Origin of the sequence: Amycolatopsis sp. NPDC049253 (assembly GCF_040678995.1) — a bacterium.
GTDB lineage: Bacteria > Actinomycetota > Actinomycetes > Mycobacteriales > Pseudonocardiaceae > Amycolatopsis.
On sequence record NZ_JBFAQX010000042.1, the window covers coordinates 24,642 to 46,986 of the forward strand.

General features: G+C 70.7%; 18 protein-coding genes. 12 read left to right on the plus strand and 6 right to left on the minus strand.

Going from position 1 to position 22,345, the window contains the following annotated elements; all coding sequences use genetic code 11:
• The first annotated feature begins 86 nt into the window (after positions 1-86).
• Positions 87-794 (plus strand): FCD domain-containing protein, encoded by a 708-nt coding sequence (locus AB0K15_RS44415; protein WP_364066345.1) that lies wholly within the window; start codon positions 87-89, stop codon positions 792-794.
• Positions 795-862: 68 nt separating this feature from the next.
• Here the strand turns inward: AB0K15_RS44415 and AB0K15_RS44420 are convergent, their stop codons facing one another.
• On the minus strand, positions 863-2,209 hold the full coding sequence (locus AB0K15_RS44420) for an FAD-dependent oxidoreductase (protein ID WP_364066352.1): 1,347 nt from the start codon (positions 2,207-2,209) through the stop codon (positions 863-865).
• Positions 2,210-2,596: 387 nt separating this feature from the next.
• Here AB0K15_RS44420 and AB0K15_RS44425 point away from each other — a divergent pair, with 387 nt between their 5' ends.
• The 8 genes from AB0K15_RS44425 to AB0K15_RS44460 all read left to right on the plus strand — a co-directional run bounded on the left by AB0K15_RS44425 (position 2,597) and on the right by AB0K15_RS44460 (position 11,514).
• Entirely contained in the window at positions 2,597-3,448 is an 852-nt protein-coding gene (locus AB0K15_RS44425; RefSeq protein WP_364066360.1) for an NAD(P)-dependent oxidoreductase, read from the plus strand.
• A gap of 5 nt (positions 3,449-3,453) precedes the next feature.
• Positions 3,454-4,164: a nuclear transport factor 2 family protein gene (locus AB0K15_RS44430; RefSeq protein WP_364066366.1), complete on the plus strand. Its 711-nt coding sequence runs from the start codon at positions 3,454-3,456 to the stop codon at positions 4,162-4,164.
• Complete coding sequence (locus tag AB0K15_RS44435) at positions 4,157-5,629, plus strand: aldehyde dehydrogenase family protein (protein WP_364066372.1); 1,473 nt, start codon at positions 4,157-4,159, stop codon at positions 5,627-5,629. Before AB0K15_RS44430 ends, AB0K15_RS44435 begins: the two co-directional genes overlap by 8 nt.
• A complete protein-coding gene (locus AB0K15_RS44440; RefSeq protein WP_364066379.1) occupies positions 5,629-6,519 on the plus strand; it encodes an SDR family oxidoreductase in 891 nt (296 codons plus the stop codon). The genes AB0K15_RS44435 and AB0K15_RS44440 overlap by 1 nt, the downstream gene beginning before the upstream one ends.
• Positions 6,520-6,734: 215 nt before the next feature.
• A complete protein-coding gene (locus AB0K15_RS44445; protein WP_364066386.1) occupies positions 6,735-7,946 on the plus strand; it encodes an ABC transporter substrate-binding protein in 1,212 nt (403 codons plus the stop codon).
• 84 nt (positions 7,947-8,030) lie between these two features.
• Positions 8,031-8,894, plus strand: a complete 864-nt coding sequence (locus tag AB0K15_RS44450) for a branched-chain amino acid ABC transporter permease (protein ID WP_364066393.1) — start codon at positions 8,031-8,033, stop codon at positions 8,892-8,894.
• Positions 8,895-8,900: 6 nt separating this feature from the next.
• Positions 8,901-10,787 carry a branched-chain amino acid ABC transporter ATP-binding protein/permease gene (locus AB0K15_RS44455; RefSeq protein ID WP_364066398.1) on the plus strand — a complete coding sequence of 629 codons (1,887 nt, stop codon included), beginning with the start codon at positions 8,901-8,903 and terminating at the stop codon, positions 10,785-10,787.
• Complete coding sequence (locus AB0K15_RS44460) at positions 10,780-11,514, plus strand: ABC transporter ATP-binding protein (RefSeq protein WP_364066402.1); 735 nt, start codon at positions 10,780-10,782, stop codon at positions 11,512-11,514. Before AB0K15_RS44455 ends, AB0K15_RS44460 begins: the two co-directional genes overlap by 8 nt.
• A gap of 70 nt (positions 11,515-11,584) precedes the next feature.
• Here the strand turns inward: AB0K15_RS44460 and AB0K15_RS44465 are convergent, their stop codons facing one another.
• The 3 genes from AB0K15_RS44465 to AB0K15_RS44475 all read right to left on the minus strand — a co-directional run bounded on the left by AB0K15_RS44465 (position 11,585) and on the right by AB0K15_RS44475 (position 16,473).
• Positions 11,585-12,124, minus strand: a complete 540-nt coding sequence (locus AB0K15_RS44465; RefSeq protein WP_364066405.1) for an RraA family protein — start codon at positions 12,122-12,124, stop codon at positions 11,585-11,587.
• 100 nt (positions 12,125-12,224) lie between these two features.
• The gene (locus tag AB0K15_RS44470) at positions 12,225-13,211 is read right to left on the minus strand and encodes a TIGR03619 family F420-dependent LLM class oxidoreductase (RefSeq protein ID WP_364066408.1); all 987 of its coding nucleotides are present in this window, start codon (positions 13,209-13,211) and stop codon (positions 12,225-12,227) included.
• 235 nt (positions 13,212-13,446) lie between these two features.
• A complete protein-coding gene (locus AB0K15_RS44475) occupies positions 13,447-16,473 on the minus strand; it encodes a BTAD domain-containing putative transcriptional regulator (protein WP_364066411.1) in 3,027 nt (1,008 codons plus the stop codon).
• Positions 16,474-16,734: 261 nt separating this feature from the next.
• Between AB0K15_RS44475 and AB0K15_RS44480 the strand changes: the two genes are divergently transcribed.
• The 3 genes from AB0K15_RS44480 (at position 16,735) to AB0K15_RS44490 (ending at position 20,362) form a co-directional block, all read left to right on the plus strand.
• Positions 16,735-18,381: an AMP-binding protein gene (locus AB0K15_RS44480; RefSeq protein WP_364066414.1), complete on the plus strand. Its 1,647-nt coding sequence runs from the start codon at positions 16,735-16,737 to the stop codon at positions 18,379-18,381.
• 86 nt (positions 18,382-18,467) lie between these two features.
• Positions 18,468-19,706, plus strand: coding sequence for an amidohydrolase family protein (locus AB0K15_RS44485; protein WP_364066417.1), 1,239 nt, complete (start codon positions 18,468-18,470; stop codon positions 19,704-19,706).
• A gap of 119 nt (positions 19,707-19,825) precedes the next feature.
• Entirely contained in the window at positions 19,826-20,362 is a 537-nt protein-coding gene (locus AB0K15_RS44490) for a DoxX family protein (RefSeq protein WP_364066422.1), read from the plus strand.
• A gap of 22 nt (positions 20,363-20,384) precedes the next feature.
• Here the strand turns inward: AB0K15_RS44490 and AB0K15_RS44495 are convergent, their stop codons facing one another.
• Together AB0K15_RS44495 and AB0K15_RS44500 are read right to left on the minus strand one after the other, a co-directional pair.
• Complete coding sequence (locus AB0K15_RS44495; protein WP_364066427.1) at positions 20,385-21,413, minus strand: aldo/keto reductase; 1,029 nt, start codon at positions 21,411-21,413, stop codon at positions 20,385-20,387.
• The gene (locus AB0K15_RS44500) at positions 21,410-22,285 is read right to left on the minus strand and encodes an SDR family NAD(P)-dependent oxidoreductase (protein WP_364066431.1); all 876 of its coding nucleotides are present in this window, start codon (positions 22,283-22,285) and stop codon (positions 21,410-21,412) included. Before AB0K15_RS44500 ends, AB0K15_RS44495 begins: the two co-directional genes overlap by 4 nt.
• Positions 22,286-22,345 lie beyond the last annotated feature (60 nt).

Sequence of the window (22,345 nt, forward strand, 5' to 3'; positions counted from 1 at the left end):
CGGAAGGGGCCGACCGGGCCGGATCGCGGGCTCAGTCACGGACACCCCGGCGCCGCCCGGAAAACCGGCGCCCGCAGAAGGTGGCGTTGGCGATCGCGCAGCAGATCGTCGACGACATCACCGAGGGCGAGCTGGCTCCGGGCACGAAACTGGCGAGCGAGCGGGACATGCTGACGAGGTTCGGGGCGGGCCGGGGCACGCTGCGGGAGTCGTTGCGGTTCCTGGAGATGAACGGTGTCATCACCGTCAAGGCGGGACCGCACGGCGGCCCCATCGTTTCCGAGCCGGCCGCCACCGACCTCGCCGGGGTGCTGGGCCTTTTCCTGCAGCTGCGCGGTCTCCCGTTCCGGGCCCTCGTCGCGGCCCGTGAGGTGCTCGAACCCGAGCTGGCGTCGCTGGCCGCGGCGTCCGCGTCGCCCGAAGTCGTGGCCGCGATCGCCGACTCGATCGAAGGGATGCAGGAGTTCCTCGACGACGAACGGAACTTCATCGCGGAGAACGACAGGTTCCACTCGGCCGTCGCGGCGGCCGCGGGCAACGAGCTGTTCGGACTGCTGATCTCGTCCCTGCACGCGATCACCGACGGCATGCCGCTGGGGGTCAGCTACCCGCCCGCGCGGCGCGCGGCGGTCCTGCGGGCACACCAGATGGTGTACGAGGCGATCCGCGCGGGCGACGCGGAAGGGGCGCGATGGGCGATGCGCCGGCACATGCGCGAGTTTCACCAGTACGTCGAAGACAAGTTCCCCGTGGTCTACGAGCGTCCGGTCCGGTGGCGCGACATCGCGCCGTGACGCGAGACCGCTCCCGGCCCGCCTCGCCGGGCGGATCGGGAGCGGGTACCCGGCGGGACGACGCCGGTTCAAGCGCAGGCGGAGCGACCTGCCACGCGCCCGAGGGTGATCCCCGCGGCGAGGTGGAGGCCGCCGATCCCGATCGCCGCGCTGATCCCGGCGGAGCAGTCGCCGGCGGCGTAGAGTCCGGCGATCGGCCGCGCGCGGACGTCCAGTACCTCCATGTCCGGCGACACGCGGCTGCCGCCAGCGCTGATGTTCGTGCCGACGACCATCGGGACGACGGTGTACGGCGGCGTGGTGATCCCGGTGCGAGGTCGCGGGAAAACGACCCGGCCGAACTCCGGATCGGCCGGTACGCCGCTCTCGACCGTCTCGTTCCACCGCCGGATGGTGTCCGCGAGCACCGCCGGGTCTGCGTCGATCGCGCGGGCGACCCCGGCGAGCGATTCGAAGGTCTTCTTGGGGGCCGGGACGTCCGCGAGCAGCTGGGCCTTGCCCTGGGCGGTGCGGGCGTCGCAGAGGTAGTAGCCGATCGCACCCGGAAGGCGGCGCAGAGCGCGCAGCCGCAGGGCTTCGGGGCCGGTCTCGTCGTGAAAGCGGACACCGTCCTCGGTGACGGCGATGCACTCTTCGATCAGTCTCGACGCGATGAGCACGACCTCGGGCACCATGTGCATGTTGACCAGCGCGGCTCCGGCCTGCTCGAGCATGAGGTGGCCGTCTCCGAGGTTGGTGTCGAGACCGGGGTAGGGCGAGTCCGGGTCGGCGTCCGGCCGATGGCGCGCTCGCAGCGCGCTGCTCGCTTGGTAGCCGCCGGTGGTCACGATCACCCCGCGTGCGGCGCGGACCTCCGTTGCGGTGCCGCCGGGGCCTTCGATCAGGGCACCGGTGACCGCGCCGCCCGCGCGAACCAGCTCCCGCGCTCGCCGGCGCACGAGCACGGTGACACCGAGGCGCTCGAGGTGGTCGGCGAAAACGTCGCGGAACTGGGCGGGAGCCGTCATCACGACCGTGCGGTCGACCGAGTGCTGCAGCGGGCGCGACACGATCCGGTCGAACCAGAAACCGAGGTCGCGCAGGTATTCGAAGCCGGCGCCGCTCTCGCGCGTGAACCGTTCGGCGACCGCGGTGTCGAACTCGGGGTCGAAGAGCTCACGCCGGTGCTCGACCTCGGCCAGGAGGTCCGCGAGGTACGCGTCAGGGGAGTCGGCGATGCCGAGTTTCCGCTGCGCCGAGGTGCCGGCGAACGCGAGGTAGCCGGTCGAGAACGCGGCGTTTCCCCCGATCTCGCCGGTGGCTTCGACGATCGTCACCGAGGCGCCGCCGGCGGCCGCCGTCTGGGCCGCGGCCAGGCCGCTCGGGCCGGCGCCGATCACCAGGACGTCGGTGTGCAGCACGTCTTTTTCGCCCACAGGAGGGCACCTCCTCGTCACATGCCTGCCCCGGGGGAAGGCGAGTCGGACCGCGGTCGGCGGGGCATCGCCCGCTCGAACCGCAGCATTAATAGGATAATAGTTATCAGGGTCGACAAGCAGTGTCCAGGAGCGCGGTCTCCGGCTCGACCGTCGGGAAGCGGGCCCTGGTAGCTGTTTTGCCTGGTCATCGACGGCGAACACTGGCCATTGGTCGAGCGTGGGCGCCTCCGCTGCGGTGCGTGTGGGCTATGACTGCAGGGGGCGTCCTGAAGACTCGGTCTTGTTCTCGCGCCAATCTAGGATAATGATAGTTGCAAGTGACCGGGCGGTGCTCCGAGCCGGTCGACCAGCCGCCACCTTGACAATGACGACAGGAGGCACGTGATGCGTGTGGGGTTCATCGGGCTCGGCAACATGGGGCTGGGAATGGCCCGGAACCTGGTCAAGGCGGGTTTCGAGACTGCAGTGCGGGATCTGCGCCAGGCCGCGGTCGATGAGCTGGTGGCAGCTGGCGCCACCGCGGCCGCGTCGGGTGCGGAGGCGGCGCGGGACGCCGATCTGGTCTGTGTTGCGGTGTTCACCTCCGAGCAGATCCGGCACGTGGTGGTAGGCGGCGAGGATGAGCCGGGTGTCCTCGCGGCCGCGCGGCCGGGCAGCGTGATCGCGTTGCACAGCACGATCGAGCCCGCCGTCGTGGCCGAAGTGGCCGAAGCGGCCGCCGGGCGCGGTGTCCGGGTGATCGACGTGGCGATGACCGGGGGCGGCGACGTCGCGGCGGCCGAGGGCACGCTGACCTTCCTGGTCGGCGGTGACGAGGCGGCGGTGGGACTCGCCCGCCCGGCGCTGGAGGCGATGTCCCGCTCGATCCACCACGTCGGCGGCCTCGGGTCCGGGGTGACGGCCAAGATCGTGAGCAACTTCCTCCTCGACGGCACGATCGCGCTCGTGCGGGAAGCGCTGCGGATCGCCGACTCCGGCGGGATCCCCGAACCGCGCATCCTCGAGATCATCGGCGACGGCGGCGTCGGGTCGAGCTGGGTCAGCAACAACTGGGCGCGCATCCGCACCCAGGAGGCCGAGCACTGGGACGGCGCCCGCGGTGTCGTCGCGATGTGGCACAAGGACGTGAACCTCGCGCACAGCCTGGCGCGGGCGAACGGTGTGCACGCGCCCGTGCTGGGGTTCCTCGTCTCCGACATAGCGCCGGAGATCACCGACCGCGGGCTCACGGTGTGAGGCGCGTGGTGGAGGGACGACCGGCTGGGCCGCGCCCGGCGAATGCGAACACCGGGGACGAGCGCCCCGCGTTCTTCGCCGATTTCGTCGACGAGCTCAGGGCCCGCACACAGATCCAGGACGCGCTCTACCGGCACAGCCGCGGCATCGACCGCGACGACCACCACGGAGCCCGCGCGTCCGCCTACCACCCCGACGCGACCGTCGACAGTGGATTCGGGCCGCAACCCGTGGCGAACCTGCTCGCCGCGCGGAAACGGCAGCACGAGCACACGCGGCACGCGATGCACAGCGTCACGAACGTGCTGATCGAGTTCGTGTCTGCGCGGGTGGCGTTCGTGGAGAGCCACGTGACCGCGGTCGAGTGGGAGGGCCAGGGCTACGACTTCGCTTCCCGGGGCATCGCCGAACCGGGTCGGATCGGCGCGCGCATCGTCTCTTGGTGCCGGTACGCGGACGTCTTCGAGGCCCGCGGCGGGGTCTGGCGGATCCTCGAGCGCACGGTGATCTTCGGCGACACCGCCTGGTGGCCGCTCGACGCGGCGCCGGTGCTCCCACGGGACTTTCTGGTGCAGGAACACGGAAGCACGGACCCGGTGTACGCCCGCCGGGCGCGGGCGTTCGCCCTCGCCCAGGTGAAGGCGGCCGGGCCCGCCACGGCCGAACGCTGCGTTCGGCTCGATCGGCACAACGCGGGTGGAGACGAGAATGACTGACGCACGTACCGGCTTCTTCATCGACGGCCAGTTCGTCGACCACGCTTCGAGCGGGGACACGGCGGAGCTGATTTCCCCGGCCACGGAAGAGGTCGTGTTCGAGGTTCCGGTGGCCGGCGCGGCCGAGCTGGACGCCGCGGTCGGCGCGGCGCGGCGCGCGTTCGACGACGGCCCGTGGCCCCGAATGTCGGTCAAGGAGCGCGGCGAGGTGCTGCTCGCCGCGTGTGACCTGATCGAGGGCGAGCTGGAAACGGCCGCCCATGTGCAGGCCGACGAAATGGGCGCACCCGTGTCCCTGGGGCGGATGTCGGGCCGCTCGGCGGTGGACATGGTCCGCGAGCTGTGCGCGAACGTGGCCGGCTACGGCGAGGTCGAGTCCCGTTCGGGCGCCTGGGACTACGAGATCCGCAGCGAGCCCTACGGGGTCGTCGCGGCGATCTCGCCGTGGAACGGACCGTTTGCGGCGACGATCATGAAGGGTGCCGTCGCGCTCCTGGCGGGGTGCACCGTGGTGGACAAGCCCCCGGTCGAATCGCCGGTGAGCAGCCTGCTCTTCGCCGAGGCGCTGAGCGCCGCGGGCCTTCCGCCCGGTGCGTTCAACCTCGTGGCGGGCGGCGGAGAGCTGGGCGAACGGCTGGTCTCGAGCCGCGCGGTCGACCTGGTGTCGTTCACCGGCGGCACGGCGGTGGGCAAGCAGGTCGGGCGGATCTGCGGTGAGCAGCTCAAACGGGTGGTCCTGGAGCTGGGTGGCAAGTCGGCCGGGGTGGTGCTGCCCGACGGCGACGTCGCCACAGCCGTGCGGGCGGTGGCGGCCGGCGTGTTCTACAACTCCGGACAAGTGTGCAGCAGTCTCACGCGGCTACTCGTGCCGCGCGATCTGGCCGACGCCGCGGTGGCCGGGCTCGCCGAGATCGCCGGCCGGCTGCGGCTGGGGGATCCCCACGACGAGACCACGCAGCTCGGTCCGCTGGCCACCCGGCGCCACCGGGACCGCGTGGAGCGGTACGTCGCCCTCGGGGTGGAGGAAGGTGCGCAGCTGGTGTGCGGTGGCAGCCGCCCGGCAGACCTGCCGCGGGGCTGGTTCCTCGAACCGACGGTGTTCACCCGGGTTTCGAACTCGATGTGCCTGGCCCAGGAGGAGATCTTCGGGCCGGTCGCGTCGGTCATCACCTACACCGACGAGGCCGAAGCCGCCGCCATCGCGAACGATTCGCCCTACGGCCTGAACGCGGCGGTCTTCTCCGCGGACGAGGGCCGGGCCCTCGAATTCGCCCGCCGGCTGCGCACCGGTGCGGTCACGATCAACGACTTCGCGCAGAACTTCAGCGCACCCCGCTGGCACATCAAGGACTCGGGGATCGGCGTCCGGACCGGCCGGGAAGGCTACGAAACCCACCGGCTGGCCAAGCTCTACAACCTGCGCTCGTCCGCGCGGGCCGCGCGCAACGCCGAGATCGTGACCTGATGGCCACCCGGGAAAGCGCCGCGGACGCCGGCGGAGAGCTCGCTGGCCGGCAGGTCGTGGTCACCGGCGCGGCCCGGGGACTCGGCCGGGCCTACGCCGAGCACCTCGCGAAATCCGGTGCCGACGTGTTGGTGAACGACATCGATCGCGACGAAGTGGCTGCAGTCGCCGACGAGCTCGCGCGGTGGGGGACGAAGATCGCGGTCGACTCGTCCTCAGTGGACTCGTGGGAGGGCGCGCGCTCGATCGTCGACACGTGCCTCGGGCAGCTGGGTGGGATCAGCGGGCTGGTCAACAACGCCGGGATCGCCCACTTCGCCTCCGTGTTCGAGGACGAGCCGGCCGCGGTCGAGCGGCTGTTGCGGGTCAACGTCCTGGGCACGTTCTTCGTGGGCATGCACGCCATGCGCGCGATGCGGGCCACCGGGGGCTCGGTCGTGAACATCACGTCGGGCGCGCAGGCCGGCGGTGCGCGGATCGGCGCGTACGCGGCCAGCAAGGGCGCGGTGTCTTCGGCCACCTACTCCTGGGCCCTCGAGGGGATCCCGGCCGGGATCAGAGTCAACGCGGTGGCTCCCGAGGCGGCCACGCGGATGAACCGGCTTCCGGCCGGGCCGATCCCGGACCGGTCCGCGCCGCACGCCCAGCCCGAGCACGTCGCTCCGCTGGTCACCTACCTGATCTCCGACCGGGCCCGGCGAATCACCGGACAGGTGGTGCGGCTGGCCGGGACCTCGCTAACGGTGATGAGCCATCCCGCGCTCACCGTGGTGCTCGACGCTCCCGTGTGGACGGTCGAGGCCGTGGAGCGAGCACTCGCCGGACCGCTGGCCGAGCAGCTGCAGCCGCTCGGCCACGCCCACCGGACGTACGACTTTCCGTTGGGGTAGACAAGAACGGAGGTTTCACCACCGCAGGCCGCGCACCGCGCGAAGCCGGCTTCGCCGGCCCTGGTGCGCTGGCCCGTGGTCGGGGGTCCGCCGGACCGGCTCGTCCTCAGTGGCGCCCGGGTGCCCGCCACACTTCCCGAATCCCATTCCGCTGAGTCATCAGCGACGCACAAGCCAGTCGGGCAGCCGATGTTCGCGGGCTTGAAGGAGGAAAAATGCACGACGCCCGATCGTTGTCGCCGGTTCGCCGGCTCGGTGTCCTCGTCGCGGCGACCGCGCTGGTCGCCGCGGGCTGCGGCAGCGCGGCCGGTCGCTCCGACAGCTCCGCGGAGTCCTACCACATCCTCGCCGTCCTGGCGCTGAGCGGCGCCTTCCAGTCGCTCGGCAAGGGCACTGTCGACGCGCTGAACGTGTCGGCCGACCTCGTGAACAAGAGCGGGGGAGTCGGCGGCCGGAAGATCGAGCTCGAGTTCGTCGACGACCAGGGTGACCCGACCAAGGCAGTGTCGATCCTGCAGGCGAAGATCGACGAACGCAAGCCGGACGCCGCGATCGCCGGCTCGACGAGCAACGAGTCGCTCGCGATGCTGCCGATCCTCAACCGAAACAAGATCATCAACCTCGGAACGAACAGCTCGACCCAGCTCAACGACCCGGCGAAATACCCGTATACGTTCCGTCCGGTCGACCCGAACGAGAACATCGCGAAGGCCACCGCGCAGCTGTTCGTGGCCAAGGGGTACAAGAAGATCGGGATCTTCACTCCCAACACCGCGAGCGGGGACAGCGGGAAGGCCGCTTTCACCGCCGCCGTGCGGAAGGCCGGGCTCACGACGGTCACAGCGTCATACGGTTCGTCCGATGTAGACGTAACGGCGCCGCTCGCGCAGCTGCAGACGGGCCATCCGGACGCGGTGATCTTCCTGGCCCTGGGTGACGCCGCGCCCGGTGTTGTCCTTTCGAGCCGGCTGAAGGCGGGGATGACCGCGGTGCCCTTCTACGGCGACCAGAGCGTGACGGTCGACGTGACCAAGCTCGTCCCGCCTGCCGCACTGCCGGGCGCGTACGTCTCGACCTATAGCACGTCGATCAAGCCGGCGGGCGGCAATCCCCGGCCACTGGCCGAGTTCATCGACGCGGTCAAGGCCCGCGGGCCGATCGTGAGCACGATCCTCGCCTACACGCTCGCCGCAGACTGCCTGCGGTTGCTGCAGGCCGGCGCGAAGGCCGCGGGCAGCACCGACGCCGACAAGATGAAGTCCGCGATCGAAAACCTGCCGGACCAGCCGGCCGGGACGTGGCTCACGTACTCGCGGATGAAGTTCAGTCCGCAGAACCACTTCAACATCGGCACGGTCCCGGCGGACTACGGGTCGACACCGATCGGGCACTGGACCGATGGCCAGTTCGTCACGGCCGCGCGCTGAGGACCGGGTGGCGGCCACCGGCGCACGAGCCGGTGGCCGCGCCGAGACGCAGCCCACGGCGGCTGCCACAGCACGGAGTGGAAAATGTTGACTATCTGGTCAGGCCTCGCGGTCGGCGCGATCTACGTGCTGGTCGCGATCGGCTTCAACATCATGTTCGTCGCGTCCGACACGTTCAATTTCGCCCAACCGCAGTACCTGATGCTCGGGACGTTCGTGTCCTACACGATCGTCGTCTCGCTGGGTATGCCGCTGGTCGTGGCGCTGGTCGTGGGTGGCGTGATGGGGTTCGCGGTCGGGGTGCTGGAGGACTGGACCGCGATCCGGCCGCTCAGCGGCACCGGTGTGCACGGTGAGCTCGTGACCACCGTCGGCTGGTCGGTGATCATGCAGGGCTGTGTGCTCCTGCTGTGGGGCTCCGCGCCCCACCGGATCCCTGGCGCTGGTTCCGACTCGGTCGTGACGCTGCTCGGGGGCCGGCTGTCGGTCAACGACCTGGTGCTGATCGCTCTCGCCGTCGGGCTTTCGTTCGGCACACATTACTGGTTCACGCACTCGAAGCTCGGGATCGCCGGTCTGGCCGCGTCGGAGGACCGGCAGGCCGCGATGATCCGGGGGATCAACGTGAACCGGTTGTCTACCGGTGCGTGCGCGGTCGCGGGAGCGCTGCTCGGCTCGCTGGGAGCGGTCGTGGGGCCGAAGACCTTCGCCGTGTTCACGCTCGGCTCGATCCTCGTGCTGAAGGCGTTCGTCGCCTTGGCGGTCGGTGGCTTCGGCTCGTTCAAGGGGGCGCTGATCGGCGGGTTCGTGGTCGGGGTGGTGGAGGCTCTCGTGGGCCGTTACCTCGGCACGGAGTTCGCGAACCTGGCGGTGTTCGGTGTGCTCATCGGAGTTCTTCTCCTGCGCCCGCAGGGGTTGTTCGGCCAACGCCGGGAAAGGGTGGTGTGAGCGAACATGATCGCGTCCGGAACCTCTCGATCGTGGGCCGGCGTGGTGCGCCGGCTGCCTCGCTGGCCGGTGGCACTCGCCGCCGGTGTGCTCGCCTTGGCGGCACCCTGGCTGGGCTTCGGGTCCGATGTGCTGCGGCAGGTCGTCCTCGTCGCGATCCTCGCACTGGTGATCAGCGGGCTCAACCTGAGCTGGGGCTACGCCGGTGAGCTCGCGCTCGGCCAGGTGGCCATGTACGCCGTCGGCGCCTACGTCGGGGCCGTCCTCACGATGCACGACATCGACCTCGCGCTGGCCCTGCCCGCCTCGGCTGCGGCGGCCGTGGTCGTGGGGGTGATCAGCGGGGCGCCAGGCATTCGCCTCGGCGGGTGGGGGCTCGCGATGTCGTCGTTTTTCCTGGTCCTGCTGGTGCCCGACGCGGCGGAGATCTTCGAGCCGGAGACGGGCGGCCTCAACGGCCTCTCCGGGATCCCGCAGGCGAAGCTCTTCGGGACCGAGCTCGGCGAAACCGGGTTCTACCTGCTCGTGATCGGGTGCCTCGTGGTGTGGCTCGCGGTGATGCGCAACATCGTGACCTCGCGGCAAGGCGGGCTGCTCCGCGTGCTGCGGCAGAGCGGTGTGCTTGCGGCCTCGCTCGGAATCGGCGTCTCCTCGGCGAAACTCAAGGCCTACGCGCTCGGCGCGATCCCGGCGGGCGTGGCGGGCTGTCTGTTTGCCCTGCTTGACGGGTTCATCGCGCCGGACTACTTCGGGCTCACCCTGATGATTGCCATCATCGCCGGGTCGGTGCTCGGCGGGTCCGAGAGCGTGTACGGCTGCGTGGTCGGGGCGGCGTTGCTGCAGCTAGGCCCGATGCAGGTGACCGCCTTCGAGAAGTATGCGTTGGTCGCGTTCGGCGCGTTCCTCGTCGTGGGCGGAGTTTTCTTCTCCGGCGGGATCACCGGCCTGATCAGCCGCGGGCTGCGGCTGCTGTCCCGGCGGCGGGCCGTCGCGGCCGCGGGCGACCGGCGGCCGGCCGTACCGTCCGAAATGGACCCCATCCCGGGCGAGCTGCTCGAGGTCCGGGCCCTGGTCAAGGACTTCGGCGGGTCGCGGGCCGTTGACGACCTCTCGCTGATCGCCCCCGCCGGCCAGGTCACCGGCCTCATCGGCGCCAACGGGTCCGGGAAGACGACCCTGCTGAACATCATCTCCGGGTTCTACACACCGACGTCGGGCATCGTGGCGATCGGCGGCTCGGAGCTGGCCGGTAGCGGGCCGCACCAGCGGGCTCGGCGAGGCGTCGCGAGGACCTTCCAGACCCCGCTGATCCCCGCTTCGTCGACCGTGGCGGAGGTGGTCGCGTCCGCCCGGCTGCGGCGCCACCATTGCGGCTTGATCGCGACGATTCTGCGGTTGCCGGCTTACCGGCGGATCCGCCGAGCCGATCGGGCGGCGAGCGTTCGCGCGCTCGGGGTGCTGGGGATCGCGCATCTCGCGGACGAACCGGCGTCGTCCCTCGCCCTGGGCACCCGCCGGCTGGTCGAAGTCGCGCGGGCGCTGGCCGCGGAGCCCGCCGTGCTGCTGCTCGACGAACCAGCCTCGGGACTGGACGAACAGGAGGTGGCCGACCTCGCCGGCGTGATCCGCCGGTTGCGGGACGCGGGCGCGACGGTGTTGCTCGTGGAGCACAACTTTGCGTTGATGTGCGCGGTCTCGGATCGGATCCACGTGCTCGAGTCCGGGCGGTTGATCGCGAAGGGGACGCCGGAAGAAGTCCAGCACGATCCGGCGGTGATCGAGAGCTACCTCGGCCAGCTGGCCGACGTCGCGCCCGAGACCGGACCGGACGCACTCGAGGTCGCGGTGTCCGGAAACCGCGCCGATTCTTCTCCGGGAGCCGGCAATGACTGATGAGCTGCTCGAGGTGCGGGCCCTCGGATCGGGCTACGGCGATCTGCGGGTTCTGCGGGAGGTGTCGCTGACCGTGCGAGCCGGCGCGGTGACCGTGGTTCTCGGCCGCAATGGCGCCGGCAAGACGACCCTGCTGTCGACGATCGCGGGCCTGCTGCGGCCGTTCTGCGGCAATGTCGTATTACGGGGAACGGACATCACGAAGGTGCCGCCATCCGAGCGGGCTCGCCGGGGAATCGCGCTGGTGCAGGAGAACAAGCGGGTGTTCAAACGACGGACGGTCGAGCAGAACCTTCAGCTGGGCGGGTACTCGATGCCCCGCCGGAAGGTCTCGGAGGCGATCTCGGCCGCCTACGACCGGTTCCCCGTCCTTGGTGAGAAGCGGGCGCAGCGGGCCGGTGAGCTGAGCGGCGGTCAGCAGCAAATGCTCGCCATCGCGCAGGCACTCATGCCCGGCCCGGCGTTACTGATGCTCGATGAACCGTCGGCCGGGCTCGCGCCGGTGATCGTCGACGACGTGCTCGCGACGGTGACCGCGCTGAAGAACGAAGGGCTGGGCATCCTCCTCGTCGAGCAGCTCGTCGACAAGGCGATGTCGGTCGCCGACGACCTCGTGGTCGTGGAACACGGCCGGATGCAGCACCTGCCGGGAAACGGCCGCGGCGCCGACCGCGACCACGTGCGGGCCATCTACCTCGGGTCGATGACCGCGGCCGACCGGCAGTGATCACCGGCGCTCGCCCCGCTTGCCGTCGTCCGGCAGGCGGGGCGAGGGCCGTCCAAGGGGTCGTGCTCGGTCAGGCGCGGGCTGCCGCGTCCGCTCGTCGAACGAGGTCGGCGACTTCGCCGGGAGCGGTGAACACCACGCCGTCCTCGTCGCCGACCACCAGGTCGCCGGTGGACACGATGGCGGAGCCGACGGTGACCGGGGCGCGCAAGCCGCCGGTCGAGGCGTCCTTGCCGGCGCCGCGCAGGCATCGCCCGCGCGAGAAGATCGGGAAGCCGAGCTGGCACAGATCGGCCGAATCCCGCACGGCGCCGTCGATGACCAGACCGCCGAGCTCACGTTCGAGGGCAGCGTGGGTGAGGGTGTCGCCCCAGTACCCGTACTCGCGTGGCGAATCGGTCGACACGACCAGCACGTCACCCGGTTCGGCGGCGTACAGGGCGCGGTGGAGCCAGATGTTGTTGCCTCCCGCGAGCGCCACGGTGAAGGCCCGCCCGCTCACCCGCCAGGCCGCGTTGAGGGCCTGTACCCGGGATGGCAACGGCAGGGCGCCCGCTTCGCGCAGAATCTTCGTACCGAAGGGAAGCAAGGCGGCTGCGGGGCTCGTCATCGCGTGGTACCCGCCGTTCGCGACCGTCGTGCCGGGCGGCACGGGAGTTCGGTTGTCCTGCGGGGCCTGGTCGCGTTCCGCGGCGGCCTGGATGGCGCTGTCACGAGCGCGCGCCGGCCACGGGCTCCGGTGCGTCCCGGACCAGGCCGGGAAGGACCTCGGCGGCGAACCACGCCATCGCTTCGAGCTGTGCGGCCAGACCGGGGCTGGGCAGGTCGACGACGAAATCGGTAGCACCGGCTTCGAGCCATTCCTCGACGACGTCGAGGCAGTTCGTGGCGGCCGCCGGACCGGGCGTGAACCGGGGAGGCGGCGCTTCCCCGCGCGCCGCGCGGCCGCCCAGCGGAGCCACCGGTACCACCACCCGAAAGTCCGCGGGCACCGGTTCTCCGCGCTCGGCCACCGCCCGCTCGAGCAGATTCGTGGCCTGCGCGGGCGTGAGCGCCCAGGGCGCCCACGCCGAACCGAGATCGAGCGCTCGCCGCAGGCCGACGTAGCGGTCACCGCCCACCCAGACCGGGGGACCGGGCCGTTGCACCGGCCGCGGCCGGCACACCAGGTCGGTGAAGTCCGCGTGTTCGCCGTGAAAGCTCGTCGGCTCGCCGCTCCAGAGCGCCACCACGGCCCGCAGGTACTCGTCCGCCACCGAACCCCGCGTTCGGAAGTCGATGCCGGCGGCAGCCGCTTCGTAATCGCGCCGGCCGACGCCGAACCCGGCGATCACCCTGCCGCCGCTGAGCACGTCGAGCGTCGCGAACGCCTTCGCGGTGATCAGCGGGCTGCGCAACGGAATCTGGTAGACGTGAGTGGCGAACCTGATGCGCTCGGTCAGTGCCGCGAGGTACCCGATCGTCGCGATGGGGTCGTAGAAGCGAGCGCCGCCGTAGAAGGCCGCTTCACTGGACGAGAGCACCGCGTGGTCGCACACCGTTACGAAGTCGTATCCCAGGTGCTCGGCGGCGGTCACCACGGCGGCAAGTTCCCGGGGACCGGCCGCGTTCTCCCACGGCTGCAGGTTTATCGGCTGGACGATCGGGGAGAACAAGCCGAACGTCGGCCGCCCTCCCGCGGTGCCTTGCTGCAGCATCGGTTGCCCTCCCGCGACGACGGATCCCGTCTCGAGCGAGCAGGGGGCACAGGGGCCGGCGCGACGGGGGGTAGTGGCACTCGACGCGGCGCCGGACGGGGGTCGCTGTGCTTTCACTGCGGGTGACCGGGCCGACCCGGTGAACCAGCTCAGGACGGGCTTATTGTGCTAATCATAGGAGCAAGACGGTCGGTGTCAAGCATGCTCACGCCGGGCATCTCAGTCGGTTCTTGCGTCAGTCCGTCGCGGGAGGCCGGCCGGTCGGCACGTGGCGGCCCCGCGCGAGCCGGCGAGCGTCGCCGGGCTGCAGACCGAGTTCCGCCAGGGCGTCGGAAGCCCGGCGGTACACGGCCAGCGCCGAGCTTTCACTGCCCACGGCTCGCTCGACATCCGCGAGGACCCGGTACGCCGGATCCGAGTACCGGTTCGACTCCAGGATCTGCTCGCACACCGCGCGGGCGAGCTCCGGTTCGCCGAGCTCCAGGTGGAGCATCGCCAGCTCGATCCTCGCTTCCTCGTGCACGAGCGTGAGGTGGGCCCGGCGCTCCTCGACCCACGGCAGGCAACTCCCCTCCAGGTACAACCCTTCGACCGGTGCGAGCCCGTCGAGCAGGCGCCGGCGACGTTCCGGTCCGGGCAGGGCACTCGCTTCGGCAAGGAGCCGTTCGGACTCGACGTCACGCGCGATGAGGCCCAGCGCGGGGGACACCAGGACGAGCGAGCCCTGTCGTTCCAAGACGATCCCCGTCCGAAGGCGGAGCTTGTGCGCGACCTGGCGGAAGTGGTTGCCGCCGCTGCGCTGGTCGGCGTCGGGGAACAACCGCCGCTGAAGCTCGAACCGATCGATCCCCTTGGGGTGCAACGCGAGGCACGCCAGCAGTTCGAGCAGCTTCGTCCGGCCGACGTTGGCGCGGACGCCATCGACGTACAGATCCCGCCCGCGGCCGAACGGCTGCAGCTCGAAGCGCCGCGTGCTCGGCTCAGGCCGATGCGGTCCGTCGGCGGTGCGGTCCGAGGACGGGGCGACGACCAGCCGGCTCCAGCGGGTATCGCCGCGGTCCCGCGCCGCCTCTCGCCGGCGGATCTCGGGGAACAGGCGCACAGCCTGGATGAGCGCCCAGAAACTGCCCATGTCCGTCGCGACGCGGTAGGCGAGTTCGGCGTTCTCGTGTGCGGCTTCGTCGTCACCCGCGCGAGCGGTCGCCTCGGAGAGCCCGGCCGCGGCCAGGGAGAGCAGGAGCTCGCGCCGGCACCGGGTCATCGACGCGACGGCGTCCCGCAACATGAGGCGCGCCTCGGCGACCCGGTCCACGCGCAGGTAGGCGAGGCCGAGGAAACACTGCGTCATCTCGATGTAGGCCGTCTGCCCCGTGCGGGACATGGCGTCCAGCACCGGGCGCAGCTGCGCGATCGCCGGTTCGGGTCCGTCGGTCAGCAGGAGCAGGTACCCGGCGAACGTCTCGTACACGGGCTCGAGCGAGAAACCCGATCGATGGCTGTCCGCGAGCGCGAGGCGCAGGTTCTCGCGGGCGCCGGAGTGGTTCTGCCGGGTGAGGTCCATCATCGCCTCGATGAACCTCGCGTGCGGGCGGTCTCTCGTCTCCGGGGGGATCCGCAGCCACATCCGGTCGGCCTCGGCGGTGTCCTGGCGGAACGCGGCTGCCAGGATCACGTGCGGGTTGAGGATCGGGCCGTTCGCGTCGGCGGGGCCCATCCGCGCCAGCTCGCCCAGCCGGCCCTGCAGGAACAGTCCCCAGCTGAGGCCCCGCTCCACGAACGCGAGACCCTGGACGTCCGGCGGCGTGACTTCGCGGGTCGAGACCGTGGTGTCGATCATGTAGCGCACCACGTCGGCGCTCGCGTCGCCTTCGTATTTGTCCAGGAGCCCCAGTGCTTCGTGCGGGTGGGCGTGCATCGCCCACGCGGCTACCGCGAGCACGCCCGGATCGTGCTCGACGGCACCACGAAGCCGGCCTTCCCGGTCCATCCGCCGGATGAGCCGGCGGGCTGGTTCGAGCTCCCGCAGGTCGTGGACCGCGCGGACGGACGCACCGATGAGAGCCGGGTCTTCGAAGACGCGGTCCTCGCCCAGCGCGTCCAGCCAGCGCTTCACGACCGGCCAGTCGGCCCGTGAGTACAACGCGGGCAACGCCTCGACCGCGCTGCGCTGGGCTTCGTCGAAATCTCCCAGTGCCAGCCACAGCTCGGTCGCCTCGTCGAACTGCCGCACGGTGGCGAGGTAACGCGCATAGGCCGCGCGCAGCTCCCGAAGCCGTTCTGGCTGGGTGTCTTCGAGCTGGCGAAGCAGGTAAGTCCGGAACAGGGAATGGCAGACGATCGCGTCCGCGGTGCGGCTCGTGGCGGGCAGGTGCCGTGCGGACAGCCCAGACCAGAGCCGGTTGCCCTCGGCTCCGCACAGTGCGACCGCGACATCCCTGGTGACCGCGTCGGTCACCGAGGTGTCGAGGAGGAACCGCTGTTCGGCTTCGGGGAGGGGGTCGAGCACCTGGCGGCCGAAATACGTCGAGAGGTCACGCAGATTCGGTTCCTCGCCCACTCCGAACCGCGAGGCGAAAGCCACTCCGGCGGCCCAGCCACCGGTCTGCTCGAAGATTTGCTCCACCGATTCGGGGCCCGCGCCCGACGACTCGACGAATGCCGCGACCTCCTGCTTGCTCAGGTTCAGCGTCGCGTCGCCGAGCTGGGCGATCTGGCCGTGCACATACCGTTTCTGCAGCGGCCACGGAAGTTCGTCGCGCGCCAGGAGCAGGACTCGCACCGGCTCGGCGATGTACTCGAGAAAAGTGTCCACAGCGGACGCGGCGTCGGCCGAGCCGGCGATGTGGTGGCAGTCGTCGATGACCAGCAGGCAGTCGTGCTCACCCAGCGTCGAGGCGAGGATGGCCGCGGCTTCGTCCGGCGTCCCGTTGCCCTGCAAGGTGCTGAACATCGTGGCCGCCGCGCCCTCGGCGAGGTCTCCGAGCGCCGAGGCGAGGTCGAACACCAGAGCCGATGCCGAGACATCGGACTTGTCGAGCGTGAGCCAGGCGAGCGGAAGCCCGCTCGCCGCCGCGTAGAGCTGCGCCTGCACGGTTTTGCCGGAGCCGGGCGCCGCGACGATCTCGACGACCGAGTAGGTCTCGAACAGGTCCGAGAGCAGGCGGTCGAGGCGCGGTCGCCCGAGCGAACCCGTCGGGACGCCGGGAGGCGCGATTCGGTGCCGGTGCGGCCGTGGTGCCGGCTCGACGGACTCCGGAGTCATGTTCGACGCCTCCTCTCTTGTGCGGTCGCCGGCGCACCCGCGGCGGCGTTCGGAGAACCAATCTCGCCGAACGGCGCGCCGGTGGCAAGCCCGAACCGCCGAGGGCGCCGCCGAACCGAACGCCCGGGCGCGGGTGGCGATAACGACCGCGGTAACGGCGGCTTCCGAGACTGGTGTCCGAACACGCGGAACAACGGCGATCACGCGGATTCCGGCACCGGCCGGGCGGGATCACCGATCGACGAAGGTGAGGTGAGGCTGGTGTCCGTTCACGACGCTGAGCCGTCACAGTGGGAGATTCCCCGCCCTGGCGCCCCGGCGGACGCGAGGCCGTTCGCCGGGTTCGGAGAACTGTTCGCCGACGTGTGCCTCGCGGCCGCGGCCGTCGAACGCCCCGCGGTGACCGCCTTGACCGACGACCGCACCTCGCTGTCCTTCCGGCAGGCCGAGGACGCGGTCACCGCGGTCGCGGTGGGACTGTGGACGCTCGGTATCCACCAGGGTGATGTCGTTTCGTGGCAGCTGCCCGCGTGGCACGAGGCCCACCTGCTGCACCTCGCGGTGATCCGGATCGGCGCGATCAGCAACCCGATCGACCTCCGCTGCCGCGGTGCGGAGCTCGAAGACGCGCTCGTCCGGGCTCGCTCTCGTCTTGTGGTCGTGCCCGAGGAGTTCGACGGCTTCCGGCATTCGGACGAGGTCACCCGGTCCCGGGCCGTCCTGCCCGAGCTGAGGCACGTCGTGGTCGCCCGGCCCGGCCGTGACCGGGTCGCCCGTTCGTTCGATTCGCTCCGCCGCCACGCCGGCGTGCGCCACGAGACCGTGCCGCGGACGCCCGACGATCCCGCGCTGCTCGTGTTCACGGCGGGAACAGGTGGCCGGTCGAAAGCCGTGGTGCACACCCACCGTTCGCTGGCGAGCGCGGGCCGGGGTGTCATCGACCGGTTCCGCCTGACCGCGGGCCGGCCGGTGTTCGCCGGTGCCTCATCGGGCGATGCCACCGGATTCGTCTACGGAGTGCAGGTGCCCGCGATGCTTTCGGCGTCTGTCGTCCTCGGCCAGACACGACGACCGCGGGCGAGCCGGCGCCTGATCGCCCGGCACCGGTGCGGACTTGTCGTGGCGGAACCCGGCTTGGTGCGCGCGTTCGCCGAACCCCCCACCGTGGACGCCGATTTTTCGGCACTGCACGCGCTGGTTTGCGTGACAGGCACCGTCACCGCCGCGGAACTCCGTGCCGCCGCGCAGAACCTGGCGCGACCGGTCGCGCGTGCCTTCGGCTTGGCGGAGTACCCCGCGCTGGCGATCGGCGCACCGGGTCAGGGGCACGGCCACACGACGTATCACCTGCTGCCGGGCGCGACGGCGGTTCTCGTCGACCACCCGGCGGTCGCTGCGAGCCGGGCGGCCGGAACGGGAGAACTCTCGGTGTCCGGTCCGGCGTTGTTCGCCGGTTACCTCGCCGGCCCGGACAGTGCTCGACCGGCCACTTCGGACGGTTGGTTCCGCACGGGCGACGTGGTCGTCGACCACGGGCGTGACGGGTTCGCCGTCCACGGCAAGGCTGCCGACCGCGTCCGGCGTGGAGACGAGGAGCTCGAGGTGACCGCGCTGGAAGACGTGGCGCGCGAGCACCGCGGGATCCGGGACGTCGCGCTGGTGGGGATGCCCTGCCCGGCTCTGCGGCAGCGCGTGTGCGCCTTCGTGGTGCCCGCTCCCGGTTGCCGCCCGACGCTGCCCGAGCTCGCCGATTTCCTGCTCCGACAAGGCGTCGCGCGCCGAATGCTGCCCGAGCGGCTGGAGGTCGTCGCTCGGCTGCCGCGCACACCGGCCGGGGAGATCCGGCGGTTCCGCCTGCGTGAACTCATCACGACGCGCCTGATCGAGGAGTTCTTCGCGTCCCTCTAGCGGCCGTGACGGCCGGAAACACGAATGTCGACCAGTCCGGGATCTTCGCCCTCGCGGCGGTCCCGCGGTGCACCGGAGGTGAACAGTTGTCCCTGTCAGCTGAGGAAAACAGCCAGGCCCCCTGGCGAGTGTCGTCCGACACGCACATCGTCGAGCCGCCCGATCTGTTCCTCACCAGGATGAGCAAGCAGTACGTCGATTACGCCCCACGCCTGGAAAGGGTCGACGGCGTCGAGATGTGGGTCGCCGAAGGTCAGCCAGGCCTGCCCGCCTTCGTCGCATCACGGGCGGGCGACCGGTTCGAGCCGCTGGAAACCCGGCCCAACCGGGCCAGCCCGTCGACCTATGGCGACTGCACGTTCGCCGATGACGTGCGCGAGGGCGGGTTCAACCCGCGGGTGTGGCTCGACGACAACGAAGCGGACGGCGTCTACGGCGGCGCCGTGTTCGCGAGCCTCACCTTTCTCTTCTACTCGATGATCAGCGACACGGCCGTGCTCAACGACATCTTCCGCGCCTACAACGACTGGGCACTCGATTTCGCCTCGGAGGATCGGGACCGGATCAAGCCGATCACGATGCTCAACCTGGACGACATCGACCACGCGATCGCCGAGATGACCCGCATGCGCGAGCGAGGCGCGGTCGGCGCGTGCATCCCCGTCAGCAGCCCGGACGGCTACGACCACGTGCGCTACGAGCGGTTCTGGGCCGCCGCGCAGGATCTGAACGTGCCGCTGAACATGCACGTGGCGTCGATCCGGTCCACGTCGGGATTCGGGTTCGTGACGCACTCGAGCCGGCAGCCGCACATCGACGGGCCCTACACGACCCCCGGCATGGTGAACACCCCCGACATGCACGTGCGGACCTCCCTGGTGGAGATGATCATGTCCGGCGTCTTCCGGCGGTACCCGGGTCTGCAGGTGGTGTCGGTCGAGAACGAGGGTTCGTGGCTGCCCTACTTCATGCAGCGCATGGATTGGCACTACAAGTACAACCTCCGCTCGACCGACAAGGGCTACCGCCTCGAGGGAGACCTGCTGCCGAGCGACTACGTGCGCTCGAACGTGATGATCTCGTTCACCGAGGACGCCGCCCTGATGCGCATGCGCGACGAGGTCGGGATCGACCGGCTGATGTGGGGCAGTGACTACCCACACGCGGAAAGCACCTTCCCGCTGAGCGGATCGCTGCTCGACGAGCAGTTCGTGGACGTGCCTGCCGACGAGCAGCGCGCGATGGTGCAGGAAAACTGCGCCAAGCTGTACGGGTTCGACGTCGCCAAGCTCGAGGCCGGCACCGCGGTCGTCGAGGCGCGCTAGCCCGTCCGGGACCAGGTGCGAGCCGCGGACGCGGCTCGCACCTGCGGCTCCGGGCCGCCGCTCGACAGACGGGCGGCGGCCCGGAGCCGCGACGACCGATCGTTGCGAGGACGAGGACTGTGAACGATTCCGACTGGGCGATCCTTTTCCTGAGGGTCGTGACGGGCCTGACTGTGGCGGCTCACGGCTACGGCAAGATCTTCCTCGGCGGCCGGCTGGCGGGCACCGCCCGCTGGTTCGACGGCATCGGGATGCGCCCGGGCCGGTGGCACGCCCGGGCGGCCGCGGGCACGGAGGTCGGCGGGGGTTTGTTGCTCGCCGCGGGACTGATGACCAGCCTGGCGGCCGCGGGGATCGTCGCGTTGATGGCGGTGGCGGCGTGGACGGTCCACCGGCACAACGGTTTCTTCATCGTGGCGTCCGGCTGGGAGTACAACGCCGTGCTCGCGGTGAACGCGGTCGTGGTGGCCGTGGCCGGTGCCGGCAGGCTTTCGCTCGACCACGCCCTCACCCGGGGAACGGGATTTCTGGCCGGCTGGCCCGGGTTGCTGATCGCCGCGGCCGGGGGAGTACTGGCGGCGGTGGTGCACCTCGGTGCGTTCTACCGGCCTCCGGTCGCCACCGCCGAGCCGGCTGAGCCGTCGGAGGTTCAGTAGTCCCGGCCCGCCGGGTTCGCCGTCAGGACGCGTATTGGCCGCCGTGGATCGCGGCGGGGTCGAAGAGCCGGCTCAGCTCGGCGACGTCGTCGGCGCTCAGCGGGACGGCTGTCGCGCCGAGATTTTCCCGGACGTACGCGACACGTTTCGTGCCGGGAATCGGTGCGACGTCCATCGACTGGGCCAGCAGCCAAGCGAGCGCGACCTGGCCCGAAGTGGCGCCGCGCCGGTCGGCGAATTCCCGCAGCGCGGCCACCGGCTCGAGGTTCCGGACCAGGTTCTCGCGCTGGAACTTCGGCACGGTGGACCGGAAGTCGGCGGCGTCGAATTCCGTGCCGCTCACGACCTTGCCGGTCAGCGCGGCGCGGCCCAGCGGGCTGTAGGGCACCAGCGTGATCCCCAGGCGCCGGCACACCGGCAGGACTTCGGCCTCCAACGCCCGCTCCCACAGCGAGTACTCGCTTTGCAGCGCCGAAACCGGGGCCACGGCGGCGGCTCTGCGCAGGATCTCCGCCGGGACGTGGCTCAGCCCGATCGCGCGGATCTTGCCGGCCGTGACGAGGTCGGCCATGGCCCCGACGGTCTCCTCGACCGGCACACCAGGATCGAGCCGGTGGTAGTAGTAGACGTCGATCCGGTCCGTCCCCAGCCGGGTGAGGCTCGCGTCGCACGCGGACGCGACGTATTCGGGGCGGCCGTCGAACGTCATCCCGCGCTCGCCCGGCTTCGCGGAGAACTTCGTCCCGATCACCACTTCGTCGCGCCGGCCGCGGACCGCTTCGCCGAGCAACCGCTCGTTGTGGCCGAAGCCGCGGTTCGGCTGTCCCGGCACCGGTGTGGCGGCGCCGTAGACATCGGAAGTGTCGAAGAAGTCGGCCCCGAGGTCGATCGCCGCGTGAATGGTGGCGATCGACTCGGTGCGGTCGGCCGCGCCGTAGAACTGCGACATTCCCATGCAGCCGAGCCCGATCGGGTGTACCCGCAGGCCGGAACCTCCCAGCGGGACCGTGGCCCTGGCTCCGGCGGGCGGGCGTGGCGTGAAGCGGCTCACGGCCGGACCATCCTGGCGACCTCGGTGTCGGCGAAGTCGCCGAGCCCGTCGAAATCGGTGGAAATGCTCACGTGGCGCCACTTCTCGTCCTCCGCGGCGCGGACCGCACTGATCCGAGGGGCGAGCCAGGTCGAATCGGAACCGATCAGCAACCGCACCGGAGGTTCGGGCTCGTGGGTCATCGCCACCACCACCTCGGCGATCTTCGTCGGATCCCCGCGTTGTACGTCCGGGTTGCGGTTGTAGGTGGCGGCGAACCGGCCCACGGTCGAGCGGTACTCCTCCCGGATGTCCTCCATCGGGATCGGGGTCTGCGCCCACGCCGTGCGCACTCCACCCAGCTCGACGAGGGTGACGTGGACACCCACGGGAGCGAGTTCCTTCGCGAGGATCTCCGAGAACCCGCCGACGGCCCATTTCGAGGTCTGGTAGGCGCCGATACCCGGCTGTGCCCGTCGTCCGCCGATCGTGGAGATCTGGAAGACGTGTCCGGACCGCTGGGAACGCAGGACCGGGAGCGCGGCACGGCTGACGTTGACGACGCCGAAGAGGTTGATCTCGATGTGCCGCCGGAACTCCTCTTCCGGCATGTCCTCGATGGACCCCACGCCGCGGTGGCCGGCGTTGTTGACGACGACGTCGAGGGAGCCGAGCTCTTCGATCGTCGCGGCCACCGTGGCCGCCGCCGCGGAACTGTCGGTGACGTCGAGCACGCGGGTGCGCACCCGGTCCCCGTACTCCCGGGTCACGGCGTCGAGCGCGCCGAGGTCCAAGTCGGTGGCCATCACCCGGTCACCGCCCCGGACTGCGGCTCGGGTCAGCTCCTGACCCAGCCCTCCGGCGGCACCCGTCACCAGCCACGTCCTCGGCATCTGCACTCCGATCCGCTCGATTCGGTGGGCACCGTCGTGCCCGGTGTGACACCTATCGCG

Bases quoted from the DNA above. Each gene is read 5' to 3' on its own strand.
- AB0K15_RS44440 (WP_364066379.1), top strand. From the start codon at position 5,629: ATGGCCACCCGGGAAAGCGCCGCGGACGCCGGCGGAGAGCTCGCTGGC.
- AB0K15_RS44460 (WP_364066402.1), top strand. From the start codon at position 10,780: ATGACTGATGAGCTGCTCGAGGTGCGGGCCCTCGGATCGGGCTACGGC.
- AB0K15_RS44435 (WP_364066372.1), top strand. From the start codon at position 4,157: ATGACTGACGCACGTACCGGCTTCTTCATCGACGGCCAGTTCGTCGAC.
- AB0K15_RS44455 (WP_364066398.1), top strand. From the start codon at position 8,901: ATGATCGCGTCCGGAACCTCTCGATCGTGGGCCGGCGTGGTGCGCCGG.
- AB0K15_RS44445 (WP_364066386.1), top strand. From the start codon at position 6,735: ATGCACGACGCCCGATCGTTGTCGCCGGTTCGCCGGCTCGGTGTCCTC.
- AB0K15_RS44450 (WP_364066393.1), top strand. From the start codon at position 8,031: ATGTTGACTATCTGGTCAGGCCTCGCGGTCGGCGCGATCTACGTGCTG.
- AB0K15_RS44475 (WP_364066411.1), bottom strand. From the start codon at position 16,473: ATGACTCCGGAGTCCGTCGAGCCGGCACCACGGCCGCACCGGCACCGA.
- AB0K15_RS44425 (WP_364066360.1), top strand. From the start codon at position 2,597: ATGCGTGTGGGGTTCATCGGGCTCGGCAACATGGGGCTGGGAATGGCC.
- AB0K15_RS44465 (WP_364066405.1), bottom strand. From the start codon at position 12,124: ATGACGAGCCCCGCAGCCGCCTTGCTTCCCTTCGGTACGAAGATTCTG.
- AB0K15_RS44500 (WP_364066431.1), bottom strand. From the start codon at position 22,285: ATGCCGAGGACGTGGCTGGTGACGGGTGCCGCCGGAGGGCTGGGTCAG.
- AB0K15_RS44470 (WP_364066408.1), bottom strand. From the start codon at position 13,211: ATGCTGCAGCAAGGCACCGCGGGAGGGCGGCCGACGTTCGGCTTGTTC.